This window comes from Micromonospora sp. NBC_01796 (assembly GCF_035917455.1).
Taxonomy (GTDB): Bacteria; Actinomycetota; Actinomycetes; order Mycobacteriales; family Micromonosporaceae; genus Micromonospora_G.
Genome location: NZ_CP109078.1, coordinates 8,241,477 through 8,262,953, shown reverse-complemented (window position 1 = coordinate 8,262,953; position 21,477 = coordinate 8,241,477). Strand labels below are relative to the sequence as shown.

At 69.4% G+C, this 21,477-nt stretch carries 22 protein-coding genes; 13 read left to right on the top strand and 9 right to left on the bottom strand.

Features of this window, described 5'->3' with window-relative positions; all coding sequences use genetic code 11:
* The first annotated feature begins 49 nt into the window (after positions 1-49).
* From OIE47_RS36780 to OIE47_RS36765, 4 genes are all read left to right on the top strand, one after another.
* Positions 50-784 (top strand): hypothetical protein, encoded by a 735-nt coding sequence (locus OIE47_RS36780; protein WP_326559165.1) that lies wholly within the window; start codon positions 50-52, stop codon positions 782-784.
* 17 nt (positions 785-801) lie between these two features.
* Positions 802-939, top strand: coding sequence for a hypothetical protein (locus tag OIE47_RS36775; RefSeq protein ID WP_326559164.1), 138 nt, complete (start codon positions 802-804; stop codon positions 937-939).
* Positions 940-1,122: 183 nt separating this feature from the next.
* Positions 1,123-2,421: a vanadium-dependent haloperoxidase gene (locus OIE47_RS36770; protein WP_326559163.1), complete on the top strand. Its 1,299-nt coding sequence runs from the start codon at positions 1,123-1,125 to the stop codon at positions 2,419-2,421.
* 63 nt (positions 2,422-2,484) lie between these two features.
* The gene (locus OIE47_RS36765) at positions 2,485-2,994 is read left to right on the top strand and encodes a hypothetical protein (RefSeq protein ID WP_326559162.1); all 510 of its coding nucleotides are present in this window, start codon (positions 2,485-2,487) and stop codon (positions 2,992-2,994) included.
* Here the strand turns inward: OIE47_RS36765 and OIE47_RS36760 are convergent.
* The 6 genes from OIE47_RS36760 to OIE47_RS36735 all read right to left on the bottom strand — a co-directional run bounded on the left by OIE47_RS36760 (position 2,929) and on the right by OIE47_RS36735 (position 7,771).
* On the bottom strand, positions 2,929-3,303 hold the full coding sequence (locus tag OIE47_RS36760) for a hypothetical protein (RefSeq protein ID WP_326559161.1): 375 nt from the start codon (positions 3,301-3,303) through the stop codon (positions 2,929-2,931). The genes OIE47_RS36765 and OIE47_RS36760 overlap by 66 nt on opposite strands.
* Positions 3,304-3,374: 71 nt before the next feature.
* Complete coding sequence (locus OIE47_RS36755; RefSeq protein ID WP_326563337.1) at positions 3,375-4,028, bottom strand: DUF2306 domain-containing protein; 654 nt, start codon at positions 4,026-4,028, stop codon at positions 3,375-3,377.
* A gap of 161 nt (positions 4,029-4,189) precedes the next feature.
* Entirely contained in the window at positions 4,190-4,852 is a 663-nt protein-coding gene (locus tag OIE47_RS36750) for a response regulator transcription factor (protein ID WP_326559160.1), read from the bottom strand.
* Positions 4,849-5,985: a sensor histidine kinase gene (locus OIE47_RS36745; RefSeq protein WP_326559159.1), complete on the bottom strand. Its 1,137-nt coding sequence runs from the start codon at positions 5,983-5,985 to the stop codon at positions 4,849-4,851. Before OIE47_RS36745 ends, OIE47_RS36750 begins: the two co-directional genes overlap by 4 nt.
* A gap of 119 nt (positions 5,986-6,104) precedes the next feature.
* Positions 6,105-7,238 carry a CehA/McbA family metallohydrolase gene (locus OIE47_RS36740; RefSeq protein ID WP_326559158.1) on the bottom strand — a complete coding sequence of 378 codons (1,134 nt, stop codon included), beginning with the start codon at positions 7,236-7,238 and terminating at the stop codon, positions 6,105-6,107.
* Complete coding sequence (locus tag OIE47_RS36735; RefSeq protein WP_326559157.1) at positions 7,223-7,771, bottom strand: DUF4240 domain-containing protein; 549 nt, start codon at positions 7,769-7,771, stop codon at positions 7,223-7,225. Before OIE47_RS36735 ends, OIE47_RS36740 begins: the two co-directional genes overlap by 16 nt.
* A 170-nt stretch (positions 7,772-7,941) precedes the next feature.
* Between OIE47_RS36735 and OIE47_RS36730 the strand changes: the two genes are divergently transcribed.
* From OIE47_RS36730 to OIE47_RS36710, 5 genes are all read left to right on the top strand, one after another.
* Complete coding sequence (locus OIE47_RS36730; protein ID WP_326559156.1) at positions 7,942-8,847, top strand: hypothetical protein; 906 nt, start codon at positions 7,942-7,944, stop codon at positions 8,845-8,847.
* 246 nt (positions 8,848-9,093) lie between these two features.
* Positions 9,094-10,104, top strand: a complete 1,011-nt coding sequence (locus OIE47_RS36725; RefSeq protein WP_326559155.1) for a mechanosensitive ion channel family protein — start codon at positions 9,094-9,096, stop codon at positions 10,102-10,104.
* A 96-nt stretch (positions 10,105-10,200) separates the two neighbouring features.
* The gene (locus OIE47_RS36720; protein ID WP_326559154.1) at positions 10,201-10,701 is read left to right on the top strand and encodes an SRPBCC family protein; all 501 of its coding nucleotides are present in this window, start codon (positions 10,201-10,203) and stop codon (positions 10,699-10,701) included.
* Between the two features lie 94 nt (positions 10,702-10,795).
* On the top strand, positions 10,796-11,956 hold the full coding sequence (locus OIE47_RS36715) for a hypothetical protein (protein WP_326559153.1): 1,161 nt from the start codon (positions 10,796-10,798) through the stop codon (positions 11,954-11,956).
* A 314-nt stretch (positions 11,957-12,270) separates the two neighbouring features.
* Positions 12,271-13,110, top strand: a complete 840-nt coding sequence (locus tag OIE47_RS36710) for an aldo/keto reductase (protein WP_326559152.1) — start codon at positions 12,271-12,273, stop codon at positions 13,108-13,110.
* Positions 13,111-13,528: 418 nt separating this feature from the next.
* On the opposite strand, the gene aceB is transcribed toward OIE47_RS36710, so the two are convergent.
* Together aceB and aceA are read right to left on the bottom strand one after the other, a co-directional pair.
* The gene (gene aceB, locus OIE47_RS36705) at positions 13,529-15,130 is read right to left on the bottom strand and encodes a malate synthase A (RefSeq protein ID WP_326559151.1); all 1,602 of its coding nucleotides are present in this window, start codon (positions 15,128-15,130) and stop codon (positions 13,529-13,531) included.
* Between the two features lie 11 nt (positions 15,131-15,141).
* Positions 15,142-16,512: an isocitrate lyase gene (aceA, locus tag OIE47_RS36700; RefSeq protein ID WP_326559150.1), complete on the bottom strand. Its 1,371-nt coding sequence runs from the start codon at positions 16,510-16,512 to the stop codon at positions 15,142-15,144.
* Positions 16,513-16,715: 203 nt separating this feature from the next.
* Between aceA and OIE47_RS36695 the strand changes: the two genes are divergently transcribed.
* Positions 16,716-18,137 carry a short-chain fatty acyl-CoA regulator family protein gene (locus OIE47_RS36695; protein ID WP_326559149.1) on the top strand — a complete coding sequence of 474 codons (1,422 nt, stop codon included), beginning with the start codon at positions 16,716-16,718 and terminating at the stop codon, positions 18,135-18,137.
* 105 nt (positions 18,138-18,242) lie between these two features.
* Positions 18,243-19,028, top strand: coding sequence for a peptidoglycan DD-metalloendopeptidase family protein (locus OIE47_RS36690; protein ID WP_326559148.1), 786 nt, complete (start codon positions 18,243-18,245; stop codon positions 19,026-19,028).
* An 86-nt stretch (positions 19,029-19,114) separates the two neighbouring features.
* Here OIE47_RS36690 and OIE47_RS36685 read toward each other — a convergent pair whose 3' ends face one another.
* Positions 19,115-20,269 carry a magnesium and cobalt transport protein CorA gene (locus tag OIE47_RS36685; protein WP_326559147.1) on the bottom strand — a complete coding sequence of 385 codons (1,155 nt, stop codon included), beginning with the start codon at positions 20,267-20,269 and terminating at the stop codon, positions 19,115-19,117.
* A 147-nt stretch (positions 20,270-20,416) separates the two neighbouring features.
* On the opposite strand from OIE47_RS36685, the gene OIE47_RS36680 reads away from it, so the two are divergent.
* On the top strand, positions 20,417-20,746 hold the full coding sequence (locus OIE47_RS36680) for an ArsR/SmtB family transcription factor (protein ID WP_326559146.1): 330 nt from the start codon (positions 20,417-20,419) through the stop codon (positions 20,744-20,746).
* On the top strand, positions 20,746-21,444 hold the full coding sequence (locus tag OIE47_RS36675) for a cation transporter (RefSeq protein WP_326559145.1): 699 nt from the start codon (positions 20,746-20,748) through the stop codon (positions 21,442-21,444). Before OIE47_RS36680 ends, OIE47_RS36675 begins: the two co-directional genes overlap by 1 nt.
* Positions 21,445-21,477: the final 33 nt, after the last annotated feature.

The window sequence follows — 21,477 nt, the reverse complement described above, 5'->3', positions numbered from 1 at the left end:
GCCTTGTTAGGTTCTTGACCACGGTCGCTCGGTATGTCAGGAGTCCCTGGTGTCCTTTACGTTTGTCACTGCGGCGCGGATTTCCATGCCCCGGAAGGGCTTCGACTCGTGGCTTGACGTCCCGATAACGTCTGCGGCGGTCATCGAGAACCCGGCTGACACGTTTGTCGGCTGGTACTGGGGCGACCGCGAGGGGCAGGCCGACTGGGGAGACACCGAGACCGATCTGACTCCTCGCCAGCTCCTCGCGGGGCGGGTTGCTGCCAGTTGCACTGCGAACGGCGACGAGGTGCTCACTGTGCTGCGCTATCGGGATGGCGCGTTGGAGGCATTTCTGTGGACGGTTGGTTACTCCGGTGCCTGGGAGACAACCGTGCGGCGCCTTTTGCTGATGCTGGCCGGCGCCGCTGAAGTCAAGGACGACGGCCCGGACGACTACGTCCTGTTCTGGGAGGACGCTGTGGGCATGCTGCCCCGACGCGATCCGGATTCACCGTTGGCGCTGCTGGCGGTGAGTAAGGGCCGGGTACGTTTCGTCGGCAAGCGGCCGCTGGTCGAACTGCTCGCCGAGCTCAAGCCCGCCGAGGACGCCTTCGCGGACCTGGCCGAAGCGCTCGACGAGGATCTCGATGTCGAGGATCCGCAGGATTCCGTTGTTCCGCTCGACCCGCAGTACGTCGACCCCGCCGTACTGAGCTCCATCCGTCCGCAGTACGTCGACCCCGCCGTACTGAGCTCCATCCGTTCGACGCGCCCAGATCGGCCTGTTCGGATGTCCGACTGAAGAGCGGACCTTCGGCGGTGATCGGCTCCTACGCGGCGCCCCTCCTACCTGTCGGCGCGCGACGCGTACCCGTGGCCGTGCGCGACCGGCAACTGGGCGGCACCGGCCGCCCCGACGGTGACACCAGCAGGGTCGCCAAGGACGGCAAGCTGTAGTCGATCGCCAGGTGGGGGGAGGGTCGCCGGCCTCGGCAGCCTTCCCCCACCCTGTCGCGACCCGACCTGCCGTCGGACGGTCAACCATCGAGGCACGACGATGTTATATTCGGTCGTCATCGATTTCGGTCTGTGTCGTGTGCATTCGACAGCCAGCATCGATTACCTACCGACGGGGAGATCATGACGAGCCGCAACCAAACACGCCGTACGTCCTGGTCGCGCATCATTCCCGCGACACTCGCGCTCGGTGCGCTGGTCGCGTCCACGGTGACCTTCCCGGCGCCCTCCGCCGCAGCCGCGATCTCCGGCACCGGCCCCAATCCGGTGGTCACCTGGGACCTCAACGCCCAGACGGCGATCTGGGACGTCGCCGCCCAGCAACCGAACGAGCAGGTACGCAGCTTCGCGATGGTGAGCGGGGCCGTCTACGACGCGGTGAACGCGATCGCCGGTACCCCGTACCAGCCGTACCTCGCCGCACCGCGGTCGAGCGGGACCGAGTCGACGGACGCTGCCGTCGCCGCCGCCGCCCACGGCGTACTCGCCGCCCTCTTCCCCGATCAGCAGGAGCGGCTCCGGGCACAGTACGACGCCGCGCTCGCCGTGATTCCCGATGGGCGGTCGAAGCAGGGCGGCATCACGATCGGGGCGCGAGCCGCGGCTGCGATGGTCGCCGCTCGGCAGGACGACGGCGCGTTCGGGGACCAGCAGTGGCGCAACGGGACAAGGCCCGGCCAGTGGAGACCCACGCCGCCGCTGTTCCTCTCCGACGGCGCATGGACCGGACACATGCGGCCGTTCCTCATCCCCCGTGCGTCGATGTTCCGCATTCCCGAGCCGCCACGCCTGACCAGCAGCGCGTACGCCCGCGACCTCAACGAGGTCAAGGAAGTCGGCTCGGCGACGAGCACGGTGCGCACCCGGGACCAGACGGAGGCCGCGATCTGGTGGCACGACCGACGTTCCGCCTCCTGGGAGATCAAGCGACAGCTCGCCACCACCCAACGGCTGAACGCCCTGCAAACCGCGCGCTTCTTTGCGATGACCGACCTCATCGTGGCCGACTCGGGAGTGGCGTGCTTCAGCCAGAAGGACTTCTGGAGCTACTGGCGCCCGGTAACGGCGATCCAACTGGCCGACACGGACGGGAACCCGAGGACGGCCGCTGACCCGGGCTGGCAGTCGCTCCTCGTCACGCCCCCCTTCCCCGAGTACCCTTCCGGCCACGCCTGCGGCACCGGTGCGCGGATGTCGCTGTACCGGTACTTCTTCGGCCGGGACGACATCGCTTTCAGTGGATCCAGCGTCGCCTCCGGCACAACCAGGCAGTTCACCAGCTTCTCGCAGGCGCTCGACGAGCTCATCGGTGCGCGCATCTGGGGCGGCGTCCACTTCCGTACCGCTGACGACGAGGGGGCGAAACTCGGTGAGGAGGTCTACCGCTACGCGGTCCGGCACCACTTCCGCCCCCTGAGATAGCCTGCCGGCCCTGGGGCTGGCGGGGTGACTCATCCGACGGGCCCGGAAACCTACACTCATGCGATGACCGATGAGAGTGGTGGCTTCCGGGCGGCGCAGGAGCGTGCCGAGCGGTTGAAGGAGCGTGTCTACATCACGTTCACCGCGCTCGCCGTCGTGCTGGCACTGCGCTCGCATGGAGCGACAGCCGCCGAGGCGGGGGTGACGCTACTCATCGCCGTGACGGGCACGCTGCTGGCGGTGTTCGTCGCCGACGTGGTCTCGCACATCGCCGTACACGCCGCGCTGCCGGCGAGACATGAACTGAACAGGATGCTCCGGGTGAGCTTCGGTGCACTGGGAGCCCTCGTCGTTCCGTTCGTTTTCATCGGGCTCGCGATCGCCGACAGATGGCCCGTGACCACGGCGCTGCGTGCGGCGACGATCGCGCTCGTCACGGCGCTGGTGGTGATCGGCTACCTGGCCGTGCGCAGAGTACGCCTGCCCGGCTGGCAGAAACTCGTCGTACTATTCGCGGAGTTCGTCCTCGGCGCTGCCGTGGTGGGACTGGAACTTCTCGCCCACGGTGTCTGACCGCCCCGAGGCGTCGGCGTCGTGGTGCCGCACGCCCGAGCGGGGATTCTGCGAGAGCCACCCGAGCATGTCGTTGACATCGAGGGCGTACCACTCGGTGTATCCGCATGCGGCGCATATCCAGACCTCGAAGCGGCCCGCCTCGATGCGCTTGCGCATCTCCTCGCCGATCGCCGATCCGGAGGCCAGTCGGGTAACTCCCGGCAGGAGCTTCACCACGTTGCCGCTGTCGGGGTCGGGGACCATGAACGGGTCGACCTGCCACAGACGCGGGCACCCACATTTGACGCACCGACGACTCGTACGCATGAGCGCAGGCTAGACGCCCGTCCCGCCGGACCCGGCATGGGTCCGTTGCGGCCGCGGTGCCAGCGTCGATCTCAACGCGAAACGGTGTCGTCGACAGCGGCACGTGGCCGACGGACCGGTCGAGAACGCGCTGCGCGGGCCGGGCGGCGCAGGTACCACTCGGCCACGGCAAGGTTGATCAGCCAACCGGCGAGCACCAGGACGGCCCGGACGTTCCCGTCGGGCTGTTCACCGGTCGCCAGGAGGTACGGCGCGTTCGTGAACGCCTGCGTGCCGGCGCCGATGCCGATCGCGTAGCCGCGCACCATCCACGCCCGGTGTCGGGTGAAGTCGCGGCGTAGCACGGCGGCGAGGCCGAGCAGGATCGAGGCGGCCATGGCCGAGCCGAAGACGAGTCGCATGCCGGCGAGCACGTCGTTGTCGTGGGCCGGCAGGTCGTACGCGAACGTCATCCACAGGCCGGAGAGGGCGACCGCCAGCCCGCAGGGGACGAGGACCCGGCCGGCGAGGCGGTGCCAACGGCGGCGGCGCAGGCTCGGTACGAACTGGAACGCGCCGAGGATCGTGTAGACCACCGCGCCGACGATGTGCAGCACCACCGGCAGCGGATCGGCGACGAAGCGGGCGTTCGCCGGGGTGACCTCCGGTCCGGTGCCCAGCTCGGTCAGCCGTGCCGCGCCGGCGATGACCGGTATCAGGCTCAGCAGGATCAACGCGGCCGGCAGCCGCCACTCGCGAATTGTCATGCCATCGATGGTGTCCGCCGCACTCACTCTGGTTCATCGACACATGGGCCGCGATCGGGCGGCTCATGGTCGTACGCCGTCGTCGTACTTTCGGCGCCAGTCGCCGACCCGCCCGCTGCTCGGCCGGGAGGCAGGTGCCGTTACCCGCGTCCCCGGGTGCGGTTCGTCTCGTACGCCCACATCGCGATCTCGACCCGGTTACGCACACCGAGCTTGGTCATCACGCTGGTGATGTGCGACTTGACGGTGCTCAACGTGACGTAGAGCTCGTCGGCGATCTCCTTGTTGGTACGCCCCCGGGCGACCGCGAGCAGCACCTGTTCCTCCCGGTCGGTGAGCGCCTCGATCGGCTGCTTCAACGGCGAAGCAGGACCCGAGTCGGCGAACGCCTTAAGTAGACGCGTGGTGACGCTCGGCGCGATCAGCGCGTCCCCGTTGGCGGCCGCGTGGACGGCCTGGCTGAGCAGGTCGGGGCCGGCTTCCTTGAGCAGGAAACCGCGGGCGCCGGCGCGCAGAGCCTCGTACACGTAGTCATCGAGATCGAAGGTCGTGATGACGACCACCGCGAGCGGCTCCGCGACCGATGGACCGGCGAGCGCCCGAGTGGCCTCGATGCCGTCCATGCCGGGCATGCGGATGTCGAGGAGGCACACGTCGGGGCGGAGTCGGCGGGCGAGCTCGACCGCCCGGCGCCCGTCGCCGGCCTCGCCGACGACCTCGATGCCGGGCTGTGCGTTCAGGATGATGGTGAGGCCGGTACGGACGATTTCCTGGTCGTCCGCGACGAGCACGCGCACCGTCACGCGCCGACTCCCGCGCGGGGGAGCACCGCCGTGACGGTCCATCCACGGTCGGGGTTGGGGCCGGCCTCGCAGGTGCCGCCGAGCAGGTCGGCACGCTCGATCATGCCCATCAGGCCGAAGCCGGGCGAGCCGGCGGGGCCGGCGGCGGCCTCGCCGTCGTCGCTGACCCGCAGGTGTACGGAGGTGTCGTCGGCCGCGACGCTGACCTCGATGCGGGTGGCGTGGCGGGCGTGGCGGCGGGCGTTGGTGATCGACTCCTGGGCCAGGCGGTAGAGCGCGGAGCCGACCGTGGGCGGGAGGTTGTCGAGGTCGCCGCGGATGTCGACGTTGACGGCCGGGCCGGTGTGGAAGCGGCCGGCGAGCCGTTGGATGTCGGCGAGCCGTGGGTTGGGCGCCAGGTCGGCGGGCTGGTCGCGGCGCAGGACGCGGACGATTGTGCGCATCTCGGCGAGCGCGCGGGACGCCTCGGCCTCGATCACGCGGAGTGCCTCGACGGCGGCACCGGGCTGGCCGGCCGAGGCGGCGATGCCGGCCTGCGCGCGGATCGCCATCGCCGACACGTGGTGTGCCACCGTGTCGTGGAGGTCACGGGCGAGCCGTTCGCGTTCCAGTAGTTTGGCCTGGTCAAGCTCGCGCACTCGGGCGGCGGCGCCGAAGCGGATCGCGATGCCCAGGGTGGCGGCGGCGAACATCACCGCGAACCCGGCGACCAACTCGCTGCCGTCGATCGAGCCGACCAGGCCGGCGGCGGCCACCTTGGTCACCACGAAGAGCGAACCGATCATCGCATCCCGGCCGGAGCCCCAACGGAACAGTGAGTAGGTCAACAGGACCAGAAAGCTCGTCGTGAACATCTGACAGGCATCGCCGGGCAGCACGAGCGGGGCGACCGTCGTGAAGCCGAACGCGATCGCCACCATCACGAGCGGCTCCGTGCGCCGCCACAGCAGCGTGGGCAGCAACGCGAGCGCGATGACGACGCAGCCCACCCGCCACGGCAGATCGGGTCGGGCGATCCCCTCCAACACGATCGCCGGCGCGAGGACGGCGATCAATACCCAGTCGCGCCAGACCCGGGCCGGGACGTGCGGGGCGTGCGGCTCGGCCAACACGGCGCGCAGGCGAGAGTGCACAGGACCATCGTACGAACGGGGCGGCGCCTTCAGATCGTCCCAACGTACGCAATCAATCCTCATCAAGCTGATCATGATCCACGCCGCAGGATCAGACGTACCGCCGTCGGCAGTTGTCCTCAGGCCAGCAGAATTGGGTTCGTGAGTGCGGCCATGTGCCCGGCAGGGTGGCGTACCTCGATGCGGACGAACGCCGAGTCCTCTGCGCTGACGGAACACTCCAGGGCACCCGTGCCATGGTCGGGCAACCGTTCGCGGTGTGTCCCACCCTGCTCGGTGAGGAAGGTGACCGTGCCGGATGGCACGCCCTGTATCTCCACCCGGGCCGTGGCCGGCTTGCCGTCGGTGACCAGTCGTTCACCGATCCCCGCGCTGCGGTCGCCGGCGGAAAGGGTGAACGAGAGTTGGACCTCGGCTGACTCGGCGATCCAGCTTCGTCCGGCGCGGATACCGGCGAGTGCCGCGTCCGTGTCGAGTCCGTCGGCCATCACGACGGTGTGCGGGATGCCGATCTGGCCATCCAGGTGGGCGTCGCTGTTGCCGATAGCCGGACGCCACCGTCCGTGGTGGATGTCAAACGCCAAGCTTCGGCCCCATTCGGCCAGTGCCGCTTCGTTGTCGGCGTTCCACGGCAGGTCCGAACTCCATCGTCCGTTCCAGACCTCCACCGCGTCGAATCCCAGGAACGGATACATGAAGGTCCCTGACGGGTACGGCGCGTGCGGGTGGGCCGCGACGCACAGCCCGCCCGCACGATGGACCTGATCCACGGAAGAGGTGATCAGGTTGTCCCGGACGCCGTAGCGCCAGTCGACAACCTGCCCCGGATCGAGGCCCAACGCCAGCCAGTGCCCCGTCTCGGTGGTGATTTCCTGGCCCAGGATCACCAACAGATCATCACCGGCCAACGATGCCCAGGCACCGTGGCTATCCGTCGTGTTGTGTTCGGTGATGGCGATGAAGTCGAGTCCGGCCTCACGGGCGGCGGCCGCGAGCTGGCTCGGTGTGAGTTCACCACCATGGGAGAGCTGCGAATGCACGTGACAGTCGCCCCGGTACCAGCCCCATCCGCGACCGGCCACCTGTCGCGGCGGCGATTCCGGCTCGCGGCTGCGTCCTGCCGTGTTCGCTTCGGTAGGCACGGCGGCATCGTACTCAGCGGAGCACGGACGAAGATTCCCCGTACTCAGGCGAACGGATCGCGATACACGAGTGCATTGGGTCGGTCCCAGGATCTCTACTCCTTCGGCCACCCCGAGGGATTGCTGACCGACTCTCGTGAGATGCCGGAGCGGCTCTCCGGCCAACCCCCGAAGCGTTCCTCGTACAGATGCGCGAAGAAGTAGCAGAACTCCTCGCAGTCTGCGTCGAGCACCGCCAGTCGCGGATTCGCCTGGACCGCCTCGTAGAACTCCCGTCCCATCGCGACGATGTACCCACGGGCGTACAGGAAGCCGTCGTCGGAACCGTCCGTCGCCTCATGGATGTCGGCGCGGTCGATGTCGTACAGCTTCCGCTCGACGACCCGGTCGAGGGCAACCAACTCCGGGCCGGACAGCCCGAGGCACATCTCGCGTAGTGCAGTGAGGAAGGGTTCGAGCCAGGTGTCTATGGCGTACAGGTTGACGTCTTCGTCGTTGTCCGGATCCCGATCGAGCAAGGCCCGGCGCAGCGCCGCCGGTTCCGGACCCAGCCGGGCCCATGCCTGCTCCACCACCTCCCAGAGACGGGCCTCCTCTTTGGGCGTCGGCGACGAGCAGGAAGGAGCAAGGTGGGCATCGGTCACCGGCGGACGGTAACCGGACCCACCGACAACAAGGAGCTGGCTGCTGACGGCCGTCTCCCGCCTTGCGAGTCATGACGGCGACGGAGCCGATCAGCATCGGCCCGGCGCATCTCGCGAGGGGCCTCGCTATTCGATGGAGATTCATCCTGGGTGCGTGCACACTCCACGGCATGCGTACCCGGGATGCGGACCTGGCCCTGCGGTGGCTGGCCGAGGCGGGGATAACACCGGTCGGCCCCGGTCGCTGGCTGGTCAGCGAACCGTCGGGCGTGACGGAGATGTCGAACGACGACGTCGCTTTCGCCTGCGCGTACACGATGGTCTTCGATGACCAATCGGACCCGGTACGGCGTGTTCGAACGGCGATGGGCCTGCTGGATCTGACCGGTGAGTTCGAGGTGATGACCCATTTGAACGCATACGTCCTCGACCATGACGACCCGGCGGTCATCGACGCCTTCTGGGCCGGCTGCCGTGCACGTATGGAAGTAGCCGATCCGATCGAGAATTTGCGGTTGTCGCTACGGACGTACTGGTTCCTCGGAGACACCTCCACGGCCGCCTTCGCCGCGATGATCGGCGACGACGTACGTCGTCTCGCGGCCGCCGATCGCCTGCCGCAGCTGGCCCACGGTCCGCTGCACCGCCGCGCCCGCCACGTACTGGAAGACTCGGGCACGGTTTGCTGGGCCGACAAGCACGACATCCTCCGGGCCGCCGCGACGGTCGTTGAACTACATCCGGCGGTGCTCCACGCTCTGCTGGCCGGTTATCACGCGGTCTACGGCGACCTTCAACCAGCGGACGCGCTCACTCTGCTGGAGCAGCTGCACCTCCCGGCCGACGCCGAAGGCCTCGCCCAGCTGCGGACAGCCTTACGCAAGGGCACCAAAAGCCACTACGACGACCCCAGCCCGTGGAGCGAATCGCCAATGCTCGTCGTGTGGTGCCTCGGTGGAGGTGGGTTCGCGCGCAAAGTATGCCGTCAGCTCCGTTCGGTAGGCCAGCGCTGGGCCGCCCGCGGTGCTTCGGGGGATCGGGTCGCACGTTCCGGCACGCCTAAGAGCAGCTGTTAGCGTCACGTGAGCGGCCCGGGCTGGTCGGCGACCGGCCATGGGGTGGCGACTACCTATCCCGGGCTGGCTCGCGGGAAGCCTGTGGGCCGGCCGCCGTCTCGTTCGGCAGCCGCCGTTCGTCGGTCACGGCCGTCCGGGATTTTGGATATCCGCCGCCTGCCACCGCAGCCGATGGGACTCTGAACGCGGGGAATGCGGTCGCGGGCCCGGGAGAGGCGGCATCGGGATCACGATGAACGGCTTCTGATGCGTACCGCGTTGATCGTGTTGGCCGCACTGGCGGCGGCCGTGGTCGTGGACCTGGTATCCGGCGTGCTGGTCCGCCGGGTTGCCGCAGGCCGCTACAGGTGGCTGCTGGGGCCGCTGCGGCACGCCTGCCGCCGCCCGGCGGCCGTGGTCCTGCTGGTCGGGGCGCTGTACTACGCGCTGCCGTCCGAACCGGGCGGTTGGCAGCGTGATCTGCGGCACGCGATCCTGCTGGTCCTGATCGCCACCGGGGCGTGGCTGATGATCAAGGCATTGCACGTCGCCGAGGCGGTCGCGTTCAGCCGGCTGCCGGACGATCTGGTCACGAGCCGGCGGGTTCGGCGGGCCCGGACCCAGATCCGTCCGGTGCGGCGGCTCACGGTGGCGGTTGTCACGGTCCTCGCGGTCGGCCTGATCCTGATCACGTTCCGGCCGGTACGCCTCTTCGGCATCTCCGTTCTGACCTCGGCCGGAGTGGTCGGTGCGGTGATCGGTCTCTCCGCCCGAACCGCGCTCGGCAACGCGTTCGCCGGCATCCAGGTCGCCTTCGCCGACGGACTGCACGTCGGCGACGTACTGGTCGTGGACGGCGAATGGGGCCGGGTCGAGGAGGTGAAGCTGACCAACGTGGTGATCCGGCTCTGGGACGACCGGATGCTCATCCTCCCGACCACGTACTTCACCGAGCGACCGTTCCAGAACTGGACCCGGAACGAGTCACGGGTGATCGGCAAGATCCAGTTACATGTCGACCACACGGCCGACCTGGACGACCTGCGGCGGGAGGCACGCCGACTCGTCGAAGCCTCCCCGCTGTGGGATCGAGACCGGTGGGTGCTCCAGATGGTCGACGCCACCCCGCAGACCGTGGTCATCCAGGTGCAGGCCTCGGCCGCCGACGGTGCCAGTGCCTGGGACCTGCGCTGCGATCTGCGCGAGGGACTGGTCCGCTACCTACGCGACCAGCACCCCCAGTGGCTTCCCCGCACCCGCAGCCAGTACCAGCCCTGAGCCGCAGGAGTCCGGCATTGCCGCCGTGCGCCGATGAATGAGTCGGCGCCTACCGGGGACTAGCTGGACCAGGACCGACAGACACAGGAGGCGGTGATGGGCGTCGACCGGGACTGCACCGAGGTGGGGGACGACTTCGTCCGGGTCACCCGTACCGTCAACGCTCCCATCGGCCAGGTCTTCGAGTACGTCGTCGACGTCGACCTGAGCCACATCTTCCCCAGAACCGGACACTCGCCGGCAATCGTGGCCAGCAGCGTCACCACCGGCTGGAACACCCCGGGCCTGCGCCGGACGAACACCTCCGACGACGGCTCGACCAACGAGGAAGAACTACTGACGGTAGAGCCGCCGAACTCGTTCTCGTACCGGATCGACAACTTCAGCTCGGCGCGGCTGCGCGAGGTGGTCGACAGCATCGAGGGGTCCTGGTACTTCAGCGACCAGGAGGACGGCACCACGAGCATCGAGTGGACGTACGCCCTGAACCCGGTGGACGAGGCCGCCCGGGCGACCATCAAGGAGAACCTGCTGCCGATCTACACCGAGCGACTGAAGACGGCAATGACCATCCTGAAGGACGACCTCGAGTGCTGAAGTCAGCCCCACGGACCGGCGCCACGCCCGGGCAAGCGGCCGGGCTGGCTCCGGGCGTGTGGTGACCAGGCGCGGGCCCGTCGTCGTGGGTGTGGTGGCCGCCCCCGGGGCCGCGGCCGACCTGGTGCGGGGGGCCGCCGCGGAACTCGCCGACCGGCTCCGCAGCCGGGTCCCGGAGGTCGACTGGGCGGTACGCCTCCAGGTGGCGCGGCTCGTCGATGGGCCGGCCGACCTCGGTCAGCTCATCGAGGCAGCCCGGCGGCGGATGCTGGCCGAGGGTTGGAGTCTGGTCCTCTGCGTGACGGACCTGCCGTTGCAGACCGCGCGACGACCCGTGGTCGCGCATGCCAGCAGCACCCATGGCGTCGCGGTCCTTTCCATGCCCGCGCTCGGTCCCGTCGCCGGGGCCCGGCGGCTGGCCGAGGCCGGGGATCGGCTCCTCGCGGCGCTGCTCGGCGATGCCGACGCGGTCGGCGACCCGGTACGGGCCGGCCCGTACCGCCGACGACTGGCCACCGGACGGCGGGCCCGGGAACTCGGCGCACGCGTGAACCACCAGGCGTCCGGCATCGGCCTGCTGACCGGGGTGTTCGGCGGCAACCTGCGGCTCCTGCTCGGCATGCTCCGGGCGAACCGGCCCTGGCGGCTGGCCGTCCGGCTCTCCCGGCTGCTGGTCGGTGCCTTCGCGACCGCCGTCCTCGCCCTGGTGAGCGCCGACATCTGGCAGCTGTCGGCGGCCTCGGGCAACCTGCGGCTCGCCCTGCTCACGGCCGGATCCGTCCTGGCGGTGGTGCTGACCATGGTGCTCGGGGCGCGCCTCTGGGAGCGGGTCCCGCACGGCCCGGGAGCCCGGGAACAGGTCGTCCTCTTCAACGTGGTCACCGTCCTCACCGTGGTAATTGGCGTCCTCGCGCTGTACGTGGCGCTCGCCGCGCTGACCATCATCGGGGCGATCGCCCTCGTCCCCTGGGACCTGCTCGCCCAATCCACCGGCCGACCAGCCGGCGTCGCCCACCAGGCCAAGCTCGGATGGCTCGCCAGCTCACTGGCCACCGTCGGCGGCGCACTCGGCGCCGGACTCGAGTCCGACTCAGCAGTACGGGAAGCGGCATATCGCTACCAGCCCGACGCGAAGCTGACCGGCGAGCAGGATGGGCCGGATCCGACCGGCGAAGCCGAACCGGGACCGAGCAGCGAGGACGGGCCAATATCCAGTGACGGGCCTGAGCCGGAGCGCAACGACGAGGCAGGCTGACGGCCCGGTCGGCGCTAGGGTCAGGACCGCCGTGGCGCCGCTGCTCGCGGTCGACCGAGCCGCTGAACCTCGATCGCCGACGGCACCGGGGCCTGCCCCACGTCCTGCGGCCCGCTGGCCGACGGTGTCTTGGAGTTGGCTCCGCCGTCCGAAGGCGGTCGCGGCAGCCGGCGGCTTCCGACCGGCGACGGCCGGTGAAAGGGTCCAGCGGCTACTTTGACCCGGGGAAGCCCAATCCCGCTACGAGGGTGTGTTGCCTGTCCCAGCGGGTAACGCAGGCAACACACTGGTACCCAGATTCCGGAGAGATCGACATGACCCGCGCTGCCGCGATCGAGCTGCCGTCCGGCCAGACGATGCCCGCGCTCGGCCAGGGAACCTGGTACCTGGGCGAGCAGCCCACGAGGCGGCAAGACGAGATAGCGGCCCTACGCGCCGGGCTCGACCTGGGCATGACAATGGTCGACACCGCGGAGATGTACGGTGACGGCGCTTCCGAGGAACTCGTCGGCGAGGCGATCGTCGGACGACGCACCGACGTCTTTCTGGTCGACAAGGTGCTGCCGTCCAACGCCAGCCGACGGGGAACCGTGCAGGCCTGCCGTCGCAGCCTGCAACGACTCGGTGTCGACCACATCGAGCTCTACCTGCTGCACTGGCGCGGCACGCATCCACTCACGGAGACGATCGAGGCGTTCGCCGAACTCGTCGACGCCGGTGACATCGGGCAGTGGGGCGTCAGCAACTTCGATCTTTCCGACATGACGGAGCTACTCGAGGCGGGCGGGAATTCCTGCGCGACCAATCAGATTCTGTACAACCTCACCCGCCGTGGTCCGGAGTACGACCTACTGCCATGGCTACGCGAGCACCGAATTCCGGTGATGGCGTACTCGCCGATCGAGCAGGGCCGACTGCTCGGCCACCCCCAGGTCGCGGAGGTCGCCGCCCGGCATCGGGCCACGCCCGCTCAGGTGGCGCTGGCCTGGCTGCTGAGGCAGGAGATGGTCTCGGCCATCCCCCGATCGTCCAAGCCCGAACACACCCGGGAGAACGCTGACGCGCGCAATCTGCATCTGACTGACGAGGACGTGGCGGCACTCGACACGGCGTTCCCGCCGCCGGTCGGCCCGCAACCGCTGGAGATGCTTTAGCGCCACTGCCGCCGAGGGCATGGCGATCAACGCGAAGTCGCTCGGTTGTCGGACCGTCGCGCGGCGGTGATGAGTGCTTCGAACGGCGGACACGGTCGACGGCTGGAAACGGCGGACGTCCTGGAGCCAGCACACGTACTACTCGATGTCGGCGCGCGCATCCAACAGTGGATCGACCTCCTGATCCGTTCAGCAGGTCAGGAAGACCCGCAGGTCGGAATGGTGTGCGACCGCGTGGCACCTCGGGGTCGACGCCAACGCCGGATTCCTCGGGAGCGTGACCAGAATCCGTGCGTCGGGCCCCACGGTGTCGTCCATGGGTGACAGTGACGAACGTTGCCCGACCGTGGGAGGGGGAGCAGCGACGGGACCACTTCCGGGAGTGGTCCCGTCGCTGTCCGACCAGGCTCGCGGCAGGTCATCCGGTACGGCGACCAACCAGGTGGGTCGCGTACGCGCCGGTGGTGAAGAACGTCGGCAGGGTTTCGCCGAGCGCTGTGCGTACGAAAATCTCCTCGGCCTCGGCCCACCGGTGCCCGGCGGCATCGGTTCCGTCCCGGACCGCCGCGACCTCCTCGGCCAGCAGTTTGCGGACCAGTTCCTCGTCCACCGTCCGGCCGTCGGTCAGCCGGGTCCCGGTGTGGATCCACTGCCAGACCTGGCACCGGGCGATCTCGGCGGTGGCCGCGTCCTCCATCAGGTCGAAGATCGCCACCGCCCCGTTGCCGCCCAACCAGGCGTCGAGGTAGCGCAGCGCGACCGCGATGTTGTTGCGCACCCCGGACTCGGTCACGGTGCCGCCGGTGGCGGCAACGTCGAGCAGGTCGGCCGGGCCCACCCGGACCTCGTCGCGGAGCCGGTCGAGCTGGTGCTGCCGGTCCCCGAGCGTCCGGTCGAAGACGTCCCGGCAGATCGGCACCAGCCCCGGATGCGCCACCCAGGAGCCGTCGAAGCCGTCGGCCGCCTCCCGTTCCTTGTCCTGGTGCACCTTTGCCATAGCGCGGGTGTTGGTCTCGGCGTCCCGGCTCGGGATGGAGGCGGCCATCCCGCCGATGGCGTACGCGCCCCGGCGGTGACAGGTCGACACCAGCAGTTCGGTGTACGCGCGCATGAACGGCACGGTCATGCTCACCTGGGCCCGGTCCGGCAGGACGAACTCCGGCCGAGCACCGAACGTCTTGATCAGGCTGAAGATGTAGTCCCAGCGGCCGGCGTTCAGCCCCGCGCAGTGGTCGCGCAGCTCGTACAGGATCTCGTCCATCTCGAACGCGGCGGTGATCGTCTCGATCAGTACGGTCGCCCTGATCGTCCCGTGCGGCATCCCGAGCAGCCCCTGCGCGAGTACGAACACGTCGTTCCAGAGCCGGGCCTCGAGGTGACTCTCCAGCTTCGGCAGGTAGAAGTAGGGTCCGCTGCCCCGGTCGACCTGTCGCTGCCCGCAGTGGAAGAGGTAGAGCCCGAAGTCGACCAGGCTCGCCGACACCGGGCGCCCGTCCACGATCACGTGCTTGTCGACCAGGTGCCAGCCGCGCGGCCGGACCACGATCGTCGCCGGGTCCGGCCCGACCCGGTACCGCTTGCCCGTCTCCGCGGTGAAGTCGAGCCGCCCGTCGATCGCGTCGCGGAGGTTGAGCTGCCCGCCGATCAGGTTGGACCAGGTGGGCGACAGGGCGTCCTCGAAGTCGGCCAGCCAGACCCGGGCACCGGAGTTGAGCGCGTTGACCGTCATCCGCTGGTCCGGCGGCCCGGTGATCTCGACCCGCCGGTCGACCAGGCCCGGCGCGGCACCGGCGACCCGCCACCTCCCGTCGGCCCGGATCGACGCGGTCTGCGCCAGCCAGCCCAGCGACTCCTCGCCTCGGGCCAGCCGTTCCCGCCGCTGCGCCCGCGCCACCAGCAGTTCCGCCCGCCGGCCGGCGAACTCGGCGTCGAGCCGGGCGACGAAGTCCAGCGCCTCCGGGGTGAGGATCTCGTCGTACCGGTCACCGCCCGGACCGACGACCGCGATCTGTGAACGCATAGTGGTCGGCATCAGGACACCGCCCCGGTGAACTGTTCCTCCTCGGTCGACCCGCGCAGCGCGACCGTGTCGCTGGTCGGGTTGATCACGGTGCTGACCAGGTCGAAGTAGCCGGTGCCGACCTCGCGCTGGTGCCGGGTGGCGGTGTAGCCGTCGGCCTCGGACGCGAACTCGCGCTCCTGGAGGTCGACGTAGGCGGACATGCCGCCGGCGGCGTAGCCGTGCGCCAGCGAGAACATCGAGTGGTTGAGTGCGTGGAACCCGGCCAGGGTGATGAACTGGAACTTGTACCCCATGTGGCCCAGCTCGCGCTGGAACTTGGCGATCGTCGCGTCGTCGAGGTGCTTGCGCCAGTTGAACGACGGCGAGCAGTTGTAGGCGAGCAACTGGTCCGGGTACTCGGCCTTGATCGCCTCGGCGAACGTACGGGCCGCGTCCAGGTCGGGAGTGGACGTTTCCATCCAGAGCAGCTCGGCGTGCGGGGCGTACGCCAGGCCGCGGGCGATGCACGGGGCCATCCCCGGCCGGGCCCGGTAGAACCCCTCCGCCGAGCGCTCACCGGTGAGGAACTCCCGGTCGCGCTCGTCCACGTCGGTGGTGAGCAGGGTCGCCGCGTCCGCGTCCGTACGCGCCATGATCAGGGTCGGCACGTCGGCGACGTCCGCGGCCAGCCGGGCGGCGTTCAGCGTACGGATGTGCTGGCCGGTCGGGATCAGCACCTTGCCGCCCAGGTGTCCGCACTTCTTCTCCGAGGCGAGCTGGTCCTCCCAGTGCACCGCCGCCGCACCCGCCGTGATCATCGCGCTCATCAGTTCGTACGCGTTGAGCACCCCGCCGAAGCCGGCCTCGGCGTCGGCGACGATCGGGACCAGCCAGTCCGCCGGCCCGGTACCGCCGCCCTCGGCGTGCTGGATCCGGTCGGCCCGCAGCAACGCGTTGTTGATCCGTCGCACCACCGCCGGCACCGAGTTCGCGGGGTAGAGGCTCTGGTCCGGGTAGGTCTGTCCGGCCAGGTTGGCGTCGGCGGCGACCTGCCAGCCGGAGAGGTAGATCGCCTTCAGCCCGGCGGCCACCTGCTGCACGGCCTGGTTGCCGGTCAACGCCCCCAGCGCGGGGACGAAGTCCTCGCTGTGCAGCGACTCCCACAGCCGACGCGCCCCGCGCCGGGCCAGCGTCTGCTCCTCCACCACGCTGCCCCGCAACCGGACCACGTCGTCGGCCGTGTACGTCCGGCGGATGTCCCGCCAGCGCGGGTCCTGCGCCCATCGCCGGGTCAGCTCGGCGGCCGAGGCGGTCCCCGCCGCGCGCGGTTCGTCGCCCGCGTGACCGGCCGCTACGCCGTTGGCCGTACCCGACGTCTTCGTTCCCGTGAACTCGTCCATGCCAACGTCCTTCCATCCGATTTGCTCGACTCGGTACTGCCTGTGGATCGACCGTGACATAGGTGAACGCGCTGGTCGATGGCCCCAATCAGCCAACAGTTGCCAATCTTCGGTGCGGTATTGCAAAGGTTGCGAAGGTACTGTTGGCAAACTGGCAGCCCAGCACGGGGACTCGCGGCGCAACCTGGAAGGGGGGGCGGTCGATGCAGAAGGACGTGGCCGGCGCGCGGCTGCGCAGACTGCGCGAGGAACGCCGGATGACCCAGGCCGCTTTTGCTCGCCTGCTCGGGATCTCGCCGAGTTACCTGAACCAGATCGAGCACGGATCCCGGCCGCTGACCGTGCCGGTGCTGTTGAGCATCAGCGAGTCACTCGGCGTCGACGCCGGTTTCTTCGCCACCCACGACACCGCCCGGCTCACCGCCGAGATCCGGGAGGTCTCCTCCGACGACACGCTGCGCCTCGACATCCCGACCGAGGAGGCGGCCGAACTCGCCCAGCGGATGCCGCACACCGCACACGCGCTGGTCACCGTGCACCGCCGGTACCGGCAGCTCGCCGAACAGCTCGCCGCCCTGACCGGCGACCGGGAACACGAGATGGGGGAGTTGGGGTCCGGACCGCACGAGGAGATCCGGGACTACTTCTACCAGCGGCACAACTACATCGCCGAACTCGACGAGGCGGCCGAGCGGCTCGCCGGGGTGATCGGCATTCGTCCCGGCGACATGCGTCCGGTGCTGGCCCAGCGGTTGGGCATGCACGGCATCCGGGTCCGGGTCGGTGAGCCGGGCTCCGGCGAGAACGACGAGCTGCACCGGTACGACCCGAGGACCCAGTTGCTGCACCTGTCGGGTTACCTGCGTCCGGGGGCGTTGGCCATTCGGATGGCGACCCAGCTCGCCTTCGCCGAGGTGGGGGAGATCCTCGACGACCTGGTCGACGCGGCCGCGTTGAGCAGCCCGGACTCGGAGACACTGGCCCGGATCGGGCTGGCCAAGTATTTCGCCGCCGCGCTGATCCTGCCGTACGGGGACTTCCACGCGAACGCGGAGGAGTTCCGTTACGACCTCGACCGGCTGGCCACCCACTACGGCATCGGGTACGAGACCGTCTGTCACCGGGTCAGCACGCTCCAACGACCCAGGGCGCGCGGGGTGGCGTTCTCGTTCATCCGGGTCGACCGCGCCGGCAACATGTCGAAACGCCAGTCGGCGACCGGTTTCCACTTCTCCCGTACCGGCGGGACCTGCCCGTTGTGGAACGTCTACGAGGCGTTCGCCGCGCCGGGCCGGATCCTGACCCAGATCGCGGCGATGCCCGACGGGCGGCGCTACTTCTGGATCGCCCGTACCGTCACCCGGGCCCCCGGTCGGTACGGCCGTCCGGGCAAGTCCTTCGCCATCGGCCTCGGTTGCGACCTGCGCCAGGCCGGGCGTCTCGTCTACTCGACCGGGCTGGACCTGGACGACGCCGACGCCGCCGTTCCGATCGGGATCGGGTGCAAGGTCTGCGAACGCAGCGGTTGCCCACAGCGGGCGTTCCCGCAGATCGGACGCGGGCTGTCCATCGACGAGAACCACAGCACCTTCGCGCCGTACCCGGTCGCCGAACCGGACCGGTGAATCGTTGCTGTTTACCTTTCCGAGATCAATGTCCACCTATGTTGTTCATGATCGCTCTGCCAGGCTGTGACCCCGATCACCAAGCTTCGGCAGAGGAGAAGTTCGATGCGTAAACGTTTGCTGTCCGCCGTGGGTGCCGTACTGCTGCTGGTGGGAGCGGTGCTCGTGCCTGCCGCACCGGCGATGGCCGCGCCCACCTTCAAGGTTCCGTTCCCCTGTGGACAGTCATGGTCCGGGCAGACCCGGACCGACCACAGCCCGGCGCCCGCGATCGACTTCAACCGTACGAACGACGACGGCGACCCGGTGGTGGCGAGCGCGCCGGGGACCGTGGACGTCAGGACGGATCTCGGGAACACCAGTTACGGCCGCTACATCCGGATCAACCACGGCAGCGGCTACACCACCTACTACGCCCACCTGAGCAGCTTCGCCAGCGGTATCGGCGTCGGTTCGACCGTCGGGTACGGCACGGTGATCGGGTACGTCGGCACGACCGGCGGCTCGACCGGTCCGCACCTGCACTACGAACAGCGGCTCAACGGCTCGTACGCCCAGGTCCGCTTCAACGGCGCCCTCGCCCTGTACTACGGGACGAAGACGTACACCAGCGACAACAACTGCGGCAGTGGCGGCAGCGCCACCGGCACGGTGAACACGTCGGGGACCGACCTCAACGTGCGCTCCGGTCCGGGGACCGGTTACGGCATCGTGGGTGCGGTCGCCGACGGGGCCCGGGTGACCATCCAGTGCCAGACGACCGGCACCACGGTCACCGGCACGTACGGCACCAGCAACATCTGGGACCGGATCGGCACCGGCAGGTTCATCTCGGACACGTACGTCCTCACCGGTTACGACGGTTACATCCCCGGCGTGCCCCGCTGCTGACAGGGCACCCGGTCGACCCGGCGGCGTCGCGACCCTCCTCCGGTCGCGGCGCCGCCGCTGGACGCCGTGCCGTCCGGGTGCCGGGTTCACAACCAGTCCCGGCGTTTGAACACCAGGTAGAGGCAGGTGCAGACCAGGGCCATCAGGGCCAGGGCGAACGGGTAACCGAAGCTCCAGTGCAGTTCCGGGATGTGGTCGAAGTTCATCCCGTAGATGGTGCCGATCAGGGTCGGCGCGAACAGGATCGCCGCCCACGCGGAGATCTTCTTGACCTCCTCGTTCTGCGTGTAGCTGGCCTCGGTCAGGCGCTTGACCTCCTCGTTCTGCGCCTGCGAGACCAGGGTGGCGTTGAGCGTACGGATGTCGGTGAGGATCTGGCGGAACCCGTCGACCCGTTCGGCGGCGGTGGTGGCGTGGTCGGCCACGTCACCCAGGTAACGCCGTAGCTCCTCGTCGGTGCCGTGCTTGGCAAACCCGGCGGACAGCGCCCGCAGGATGTCCAGTAACGGACGGGAGGCCCGCTGGAACTCGATCACCTCGCGGGAGAGTTCGTAGATCCGGCGGGTCACCTTCGGGTCCCCGCCGAAGACCTCGGTCTCGATCTCGTCGATGTCGTGCTGGAGCCCGGCGACCACGGGTGCGTAGCCGTCCACCACCGCGTCCAGGATCGCGTACAGGACCGCCTCGGGACCACGACGCAGCAGTTCGGGATCGTCCTCCATCCGGCGCCGTACCGCTCCCATGTCCGGGGCCTCGCCGTGCCGGACGGTGAGGACGAAGTTCGGACCGACGAACACGTGCAGTTCCCCGAAGTCGACCTCCTCGATCTCGTCGAGGTAGCGGGCGGCGCGCAGCACCACGAACAGGGTTTCGCCGTACCGTTCCAGCTTGGGGCGCTGGTGGGCGACCACGGCGTCCTCGACCGCCAACTCGTGCAGGCCGAACTCCTCGGCCACCGCCATGAGCTGGGCCTCGGCCGGTCGGTAGAGCCCGATCCAGGCCATCGTGCCGGGCTGCCGGCGCAGCAGCTCGCAGGTCCCGGTCACGCTCGGCGGCGCGTCGACGCGGTGACCGTCCCGGTAGATGCCGGAGGTGACGACGCTCGCCTCCACCGATGCCGGCTGGGTCTCGGCCCGGGGGTCCATCGACAGTTCCGGCGGCGAGGGCTGCGGGTACCGCTCGTGCGACCGGCGCCAGGCGCGCTTGGCCGGACGCTGGGCGCGGGACCGCCAATCGGACATGCCACGCCTCCACCCCCGCTGGTCCGAACAAAGCTCGTCTTCCACACTCGCAGAGTTAGCCGACGGCCGGACGGCCCCTGGCTATCCGGAGGCCGGAACTTGGTTCAGTGACTCCTGAATACATCGGATGCTGTACTGTGCTGTTCCATGGAGGCACTGACGTACGGCCAGGTGCTGGCCCGGTTCGGCCACGCCCTGTCCGACCCCACGAGAGCCCGCCTGCTGCTTGCGCTGCGTGACGGACCGGGCTACCCGGCGGACCTGGCGGACCTGCTCGGGGCGACCCGGCAGAACCTCTCCAACCACCTCGCCTGCCTGCGCGGATGCGGCCTGGTGGTGGCCGTACCGGAGGGTCGCCGGACCCGGTACGAGTTGGCCGACCCCCGCCTGGCCCATGCGCTGGGTGACCTGCTGGGCCTGGTGCTCGCGGTCGACCCCGCTGCCTGTGCGGAGTCCGAGAGTCAGGACTGCTGCTGATGGCCACCGCGATCTCCCTCGGACCGGGGCCGGAACGGTCGGCGGTGCTGACCCGGCGGGTCCGGCTCCTGGTCGCCGCGACGATCACCTACAACGTGATCGAGGCGGTGATCGGGATCGGCGCGGGTGTCGCGGCGTCATCCACCGCGCTGATCGGTTTCGGTCTGGACTCGGTGATCGAGGTGTCCTCCGCAGCGGCCGTGGCGTGGCAGTTCGCGGGTGCCGATCCGCGCGCACGGGAGCGGACCGCGCTGCGGCTGATCGCGTGCTCCTTCTACGCCCTTGCCGCCTTCGTGACGGTGGAGGCGGTACGCGCCCTCGCCGGTGGCGGGGAGGCGGAACACTCGTCGGTCGGGCTTGTGCTGGCGGCGGTGTCGCTGGCGGTGATGCCGTTCCTGTCGTACGCCCAGCGCCGGGCCGGGCGGGAACTGGGCTCGCGGTCGGCCGTGGCGGACTCGAAGCAGACCCTGCTCTGCACCTACCTGTCCGCGGTCCTGCTGGTGGGCCTGGCGCTCAACAGCCTGTTCGGCTGGTCCTGGGCGGATCCGGTCGCGGCGCTGGTGATCGCGGCGGTGGCGGTCAGGGAGGGCCGAACGGCATGGCGCGGCGACACCTGCTGCACCCCGCTGCCGCCGGCCACGGGCGGTGTGGGTCCGGCGGCGAACTCGGGCTGTGCCGACGGGTGCTGCTCGTCCTGAAGCTCGTCGGCGCGACCCGTCAGGCGCGTCCGG

Bases quoted from the DNA above. Each gene is read 5' to 3' on its own strand.
- OIE47_RS36680 (WP_326559146.1), top strand. From the start codon at position 20,417: ATGGAGGCACTGACGTACGGCCAGGTGCTGGCCCGGTTCGGCCACGCC.
- OIE47_RS36685 (WP_326559147.1), bottom strand. From the start codon at position 20,269: ATGTCCGATTGGCGGTCCCGCGCCCAGCGTCCGGCCAAGCGCGCCTGG.
- OIE47_RS36760 (WP_326559161.1), bottom strand. From the start codon at position 3,303: ATGCGTACGAGTCGTCGGTGCGTCAAATGTGGGTGCCCGCGTCTGTGG.
- OIE47_RS36695 (WP_326559149.1), top strand. From the start codon at position 16,716: ATGCAGAAGGACGTGGCCGGCGCGCGGCTGCGCAGACTGCGCGAGGAA.
- OIE47_RS36675 (WP_326559145.1), top strand. From the start codon at position 20,746: ATGGCCACCGCGATCTCCCTCGGACCGGGGCCGGAACGGTCGGCGGTG.
- OIE47_RS36690 (WP_326559148.1), top strand. From the start codon at position 18,243: ATGCGTAAACGTTTGCTGTCCGCCGTGGGTGCCGTACTGCTGCTGGTG.
- aceB (WP_326559151.1), bottom strand. From the start codon at position 15,130: ATGCGTTCACAGATCGCGGTCGTCGGTCCGGGCGGTGACCGGTACGAC.
- OIE47_RS36730 (WP_326559156.1), top strand. From the start codon at position 7,942: ATGCGTACCCGGGATGCGGACCTGGCCCTGCGGTGGCTGGCCGAGGCG.
- OIE47_RS36720 (WP_326559154.1), top strand. From the start codon at position 10,201: ATGGGCGTCGACCGGGACTGCACCGAGGTGGGGGACGACTTCGTCCGG.
- OIE47_RS36770 (WP_326559163.1), top strand. From the start codon at position 1,123: ATGACGAGCCGCAACCAAACACGCCGTACGTCCTGGTCGCGCATCATT.
- aceA (WP_326559150.1), bottom strand. From the start codon at position 16,512: ATGGACGAGTTCACGGGAACGAAGACGTCGGGTACGGCCAACGGCGTA.
- OIE47_RS36765 (WP_326559162.1), top strand. From the start codon at position 2,485: ATGACCGATGAGAGTGGTGGCTTCCGGGCGGCGCAGGAGCGTGCCGAG.
- OIE47_RS36725 (WP_326559155.1), top strand. From the start codon at position 9,094: ATGCGTACCGCGTTGATCGTGTTGGCCGCACTGGCGGCGGCCGTGGTC.
- OIE47_RS36710 (WP_326559152.1), top strand. From the start codon at position 12,271: ATGACCCGCGCTGCCGCGATCGAGCTGCCGTCCGGCCAGACGATGCCC.